This window comes from Brachyspira pilosicoli (genome assembly GCF_019402445.1).
GTDB classification, from domain to species: domain Bacteria; phylum Spirochaetota; class Brachyspiria; order Brachyspirales; family Brachyspiraceae; genus Brachyspira; species Brachyspira pilosicoli_B.
The window spans coordinates 1-923 of sequence record NZ_SRZM01000448.1; the positions used below are offsets into that span (position 1 = coordinate 1).

Here is a 923-nt window from a genome sequence, read left to right on the forward strand (position 1 = left end):
GCTTTTTATAATTGAGCTTTAAAATAAATAGAAATTATATTTTTTAATTTAAACTATAAAACTTAATGGGCGGGAGTTCTAATAAAACAAAAAAAGAAGCCCTATATTAGAGCCTCTTTTATTATTTATAATTATTTCAATTTCTTTATTATCTCTTTAGCAAAATATGGCAAATCATCAGGACATCTTGAAGTTATGATATTTCCGCATACAACCACTTTTTCATCTTTATAATTAGCTTTAGCATTGATTAAATCATCTTTTATAGCTATATAACATGTAGCATCTTTTCCTTCTAATACTTTTGCAGATATTAAAGTTTGCTGTCCATGACAAATAGCTCCTATAGTAAGATTATTATCAACAAAGTATTTTATTATTTTTTTAACATTCTCATTGCCTCTTATAGCCTCAGGTGCTCTTCCTCCAGGTATTATCAATACTTTATAATTTGAAGGCTCTACTTCAGAAAAATCCAATTTAGCCTCAACTTTGAAAAAGTATTCTCCTTTAATTTCTCCCTTATTTAGAGCTGCTATATCAACTTCAAAACCTTCTTCTAATAGTCTAAAATAAGGATAAAATAATTCTGAATCTTCAAATAAATTATCTGTAATAATTAATGCTTTCATTTATATATTTCCTTTATGTAAAGATGATGTATTATATAATATTTTTTAGATTGTTACTAGTGATAAATTGGGATATTATTTTATTTGTTAGTTAGAACTTGAAATAACTATTTATAAATTATTTTTAATATAACTTCTTCATCACGCGTTAAAACAATTCTAAAAAATAAATTTAATTGATAGTAGATTAGAATATACAAACATAAATTTATTAACCGCGTGCTTTAAAAACTAGCAAACTAAAAAAAGCTTGGGTGGGTATGCTTTTTATAATTGAGCTTTAAAATAAAT

At 24.6% G+C, this 923-nt stretch carries 1 protein-coding gene; it reads right to left on the reverse strand.

Going from position 1 to position 923, the window contains the following annotated elements:
* Window positions 1-131: 131 nt before the first annotated feature.
* The gene (locus E6A48_RS11770; protein ID WP_219710492.1) at window positions 132-632 is read right to left on the reverse strand and encodes a type 1 glutamine amidotransferase domain-containing protein; all 501 of its coding nucleotides are present in this window, start codon (window positions 630-632) and stop codon (window positions 132-134) included.
* Window positions 633-923: the final 291 nt, after the last annotated feature.

Bases quoted from the DNA above. Each gene is read 5' to 3' on its own strand.
- E6A48_RS11770 (WP_219710492.1), bottom strand. From the start codon at position 632: ATGAAAGCATTAATTATTACAGATAATTTATTTGAAGATTCAGAATTA.